5 protein-coding genes and 1 pseudogene are annotated in these 3,599 nt (G+C 72.4%); all 6 read left to right on the forward strand.

Features of this window, described 5'->3' with window-relative positions:
* Positions 1-546: histidinol dehydrogenase (locus VGD70_RS02710; protein ID WP_331077733.1), on the forward strand; the 546-nt coding region annotated here is incomplete at its 5' end.
* Positions 543-1,670 carry a histidinol-phosphate transaminase gene (locus tag VGD70_RS02715; protein WP_331077735.1) on the forward strand — a complete coding sequence of 376 codons (1,128 nt, stop codon included), beginning with the start codon at positions 543-545 and terminating at the stop codon, positions 1,668-1,670. The genes VGD70_RS02710 and VGD70_RS02715, both read left to right, overlap by 4 nt.
* Before the next feature lie 4 nt (positions 1,671-1,674).
* Positions 1,675-2,271 carry an imidazoleglycerol-phosphate dehydratase HisB gene (gene hisB, locus VGD70_RS02720; RefSeq protein ID WP_331077737.1) on the forward strand — a complete coding sequence of 199 codons (597 nt, stop codon included), beginning with the start codon at positions 1,675-1,677 and terminating at the stop codon, positions 2,269-2,271.
* Positions 2,272-2,274: 3 nt separating this feature from the next.
* Positions 2,275-2,451: a hypothetical protein gene (locus VGD70_RS02725; RefSeq protein ID WP_331077739.1), complete on the forward strand. Its 177-nt coding sequence runs from the start codon at positions 2,275-2,277 to the stop codon at positions 2,449-2,451.
* Between the two features lie 63 nt (positions 2,452-2,514).
* The gene (gene hisH, locus VGD70_RS02730; RefSeq protein WP_331077741.1) at positions 2,515-3,153 is read left to right on the forward strand and encodes an imidazole glycerol phosphate synthase subunit HisH; all 639 of its coding nucleotides are present in this window, start codon (positions 2,515-2,517) and stop codon (positions 3,151-3,153) included.
* A gap of 41 nt (positions 3,154-3,194) precedes the next feature.
* Positions 3,195-3,599: pseudogene (locus VGD70_RS02735) on the forward strand (aminopeptidase); the annotation flags it as partial.

Raw genomic sequence — 3,599 nt, forward strand, 5'->3', positions numbered from 1 at the left:
CACGTCGCCGCCGACCTGATCAGCCAGGCCGAGCACGACCCGCTCGCCGGCGCGGTGCTCGTCACCCCCAGCGTGGAGCTCGCCGACGCGGTCCTCGCGCTGGTGCCCGGTCAGATCGCGGCCACCAAGCACTCCGACCGCATCACCACCGCTCTCAACGGCAGCCAGTCCGGCGTCGTCCTCGTCGACGACCTCGAGGCCGGGCTGCGGGTGGTCGACGCCTACGCCGCCGAGCACCTGGAGATCCAGACCCGCAACCCGCGCGAGGTGGCCGCCCGCGTGCGCAACGCCGGCGCGATCTTCGTGGGCGCCTGGTCACCGGTGTCCCTGGGCGACTACTGCGCCGGGTCCAACCACGTGCTGCCCACCGGAGGGTGCGCGCGGTTCTCCAGCGGGCTGTCGGTGCAGTCGTTCCTGCGCGGTATCCACGTGATCGAGTACGACGAGCAGGCGCTGGCCGGCGTCGCGGGGCACATCGACGCCCTCGCCGGTGCCGAGGACCTGCCCGCCCACTCCGCCGCGGTCCGGATCCGGCAGGGGCGATGACCGGCATCGACGCGCTTCCGCTGCGGCCGGAGCTGCGGGGCCGCTCGCCCTACGGCGCCCCGCAGGTGCCCGCCGCCTACCGGCTCAACACCAACGAGAACCCGTACCCGCTGCCTGCCGAGCTGCTCGCCGACCTCGGCGCGGCCCTGGGCTCCGCCGCACTGGAGCTCAACCGCTACCCCGACCGCGACGCCGTCGCGCTGCGCACCGCCCTGGCCGCGTACCTCTCCCGCACCAGTGGGGAGACCGTCGATACGCCGCAGGTGTGGGCGGCGAACGGTTCCAACGAGGTGCTCCAGCAGGTCCTGCAGGCCTTCGGTGGCGCCGGCCGGACGGCGCTGGGCTTCACGCCGTCCTACTCGATGCACCCGATCATCTCCGCAGGCACCGGAACGGGATGGGTCGACGGCCACCGCCGGGTCGACTTCACCATCGACGCCGCCGCGGCCGCCGCGCAGGTGCGCGAGGTCCGCCCGGACGTGGTCTTCGTGACCAGTCCGAACAACCCGACCGGCACGGCGGTCGCCCTGGACACGATCGCCGAGATCTACGCCGCCACCGAGGGCGTGGTCGTGGTCGACGAGGCCTACACCGAGTTCGCCCGGACGGGGACGAGGTCGGCGCTCACGCTGCTTCCTGGCCGGCCGCGGCTCATCGTCAGCCGGACCATGAGCAAGGCCTTCGGCATGGCCGGGCTCCGGCTGGGCTACCTGGCCGCGGACCCGGCGGTCGTCGACGCCCTGCAGCTGGTGCGGTTGCCGTACCACCTGAGCTCGCTCACCCAGGCCGCAGCTCGCACCGCCCTCGCCCACACCGACGCGCTGCTGGCCACCGTGGAGGCGGTCAAGACCCAGCGCGACCGCATCGTCGCGGCGCTGCCGGCCATGGGCCTGACCAGCGTGCCCAGCGACGCGAACTTCGTGCTCTTCGGCAACTTCGCCGATGCGCCCGCCGCGTGGCAGGCGCTGCTGGACCGAGGCGTGCTCGTGCGCGACGTCGGCCTGCCGGGCTGGCTGCGGGTCACCGCGGGGACGCCGGTGGAGACCGACGCCTTCCTCACGGCGTTGCGTTCCATCACTACAGGTGAGATCGCGCCGGACGACCGCACCTCTCTGGGAGACTGACCGCATGAGTCGCATTGCACGCGTCGAGCGCGCCACCAGCGAGACGAAGCTGGTCGTGGAGCTGGACCTCGACGGCACGGGCACCAGCTCGATCAGCACGGGCGTCGGGTTCTACGACCACATGCTCACCGCACTGTCCAAGCACAGCGGCATCGACCTGACCGTCCAGGCCGACGGTGACCTGCACATCGACGCCCACCACACCGTCGAGGACGTCGCGATCGCCCTCGGCCAGGCGTTCGCGGAGGCGCTGGGCGACAAGCGCGGCATCACCCGCTACGGCGACGCCACGATCCCGATGGACGAGGTGCTCGCCCAGGCGGCGGTCGACCTCTCCGGGCGCCCGTACTTCGTGCACTCCGAGCCCGAGAACATGACGCCCATGATCGGGCCGGACTATCCGACGAGCCTGACCAAGCACGTGCTGGAGTCCTTCGCCTTCAACGCGAAGATCAGCCTGCACGTGCGGGTGCTCTACGCCGGCCGCGACGCCCACCACATCGTCGAGGGGCAGTTCAAGGCGCTGGCCCGTGCGCTGCGGACGGCCGTCGCCATCGATCCGCGCGTCACCGACATCCCCTCGACCAAGGGCGCGCTCTAAGCCGTGAACTTCGGCCTGGTCCTGATGATCCTCGGCGGCTTCCTGCTCGGCGGTGCGTGGAGCGTGTGGCGCACCGACGAGGACAGTCCGGAGCGGGGCGGCCCGCAGGTGGCCTTCGCCGTCATCCTGCTGGCCGCGGCCCTGCTGGCCAGCGCGGCAGGTGTCCTCCGCCTGGTATGACAGGACGACAGGCCCCTGGGAACACCGTCGGCCCCGATCGTGCTGGGACGTAGCGTGGGACCTGTGAAGAAGAACGTCGTCGTCCTCGACTATGGCTCTGGCAACCTGCGTTCGGCCGAGCGGGCCCTCGAACGGGTCGGTGCCCAGGTCACGGTGACGGCCGATCCGGAGGCCGCGCTGGGGGCCGACGGGCTCGTCGTTCCGGGGGTCGGGGCGTTCGCCGCCTGCATGGAGGGGCTGCGCGCTGTCGACGGACCGAAGATCATCGGTCGCCGGCTGGCCGGGGGGCGCCCGGTGCTCGGTATCTGCGTCGGCATGCAGATCCTCTTCGAGCGCGGCGTCGAGCACGGCCACGACGCCGAAGGCTGCGGCGAGTGGCCCGGGGTCGTCGAGCAGCTGGCCGCGCCGATCCTGCCGCACATGGGCTGGAACACCGTCTCCGTGCCCGAGCGCAGCGTGCTCTTCGACGGTCTGGCCGACGAGCGCTTCTACTTCGTGCACTCCTACGGCGTCCGGGACTTCCCCCTCGCCGCCGACAGCTCGCCGAGCCCGCTGCCCAAGCCGCTGGTCACCTGGGCCGAGCACGGCGACCGGTTCGTCGCCGGGGTCGAGAACGGGCCGCTGTCGGCGACCCAGTTCCACCCGGAGAAGAGCGGGGACGCCGGAGCCCAGCTGCTGACCAACTGGTTGAACACGCTCTGACCGACGTCGGTATGGCCCGTCTGGTCACCTAGGGTGCGCGCGTGCCGACTGTCCGCCGTTCGAGCTCGCGGCTCGCCGGGGTGGTGCTCGTGCTGCTGCTGTGCGGCCTGGCGGCGTTCAGCATCTGGTCCCTGCAGCCTCCGGATGCGGCTCCGGCGGACGCGCCGGCCGACGAGTTCAGCGCCGCCCGCGCGTTCGAGCACGTGCAGCGAATCGCCGACCGGACCCCTCCCATGGGCGGCGCGGCCGGCGATCAGGCCGTCGACGATCTCGTCGGCACGCTCACCGGCCTGGGTCTGGACACGCGGGTGCAGAACGCCGTCGGGGCCCGCGGCCACGGGCCCGGCGAGGCGCACATGGCGCGGGTCCGCAACGTCGTGGCGGTGCTGCCCGGCAGTGCCCCGACCGGCCGGCTCTTCCTCACCGCCCACCACGACTCCGTCGCG

This window comes from Actinophytocola sp. (assembly GCF_036402745.1).
GTDB lineage: Bacteria > Actinomycetota > Actinomycetes > Mycobacteriales > Pseudonocardiaceae > Actinophytocola.

What these genes read in the sequence shown, in the direction of transcription:
- VGD70_RS02715 (WP_331077735.1), top strand. Translation starts at nt 543, where the DNA reads ATGACCGGCATCGACGCGCTTCCGCTGCGGCCGGAGCTGCGGGGCCGC.
- hisB (WP_331077737.1), top strand. Translation starts at nt 1,675, where the DNA reads ATGAGTCGCATTGCACGCGTCGAGCGCGCCACCAGCGAGACGAAGCTG.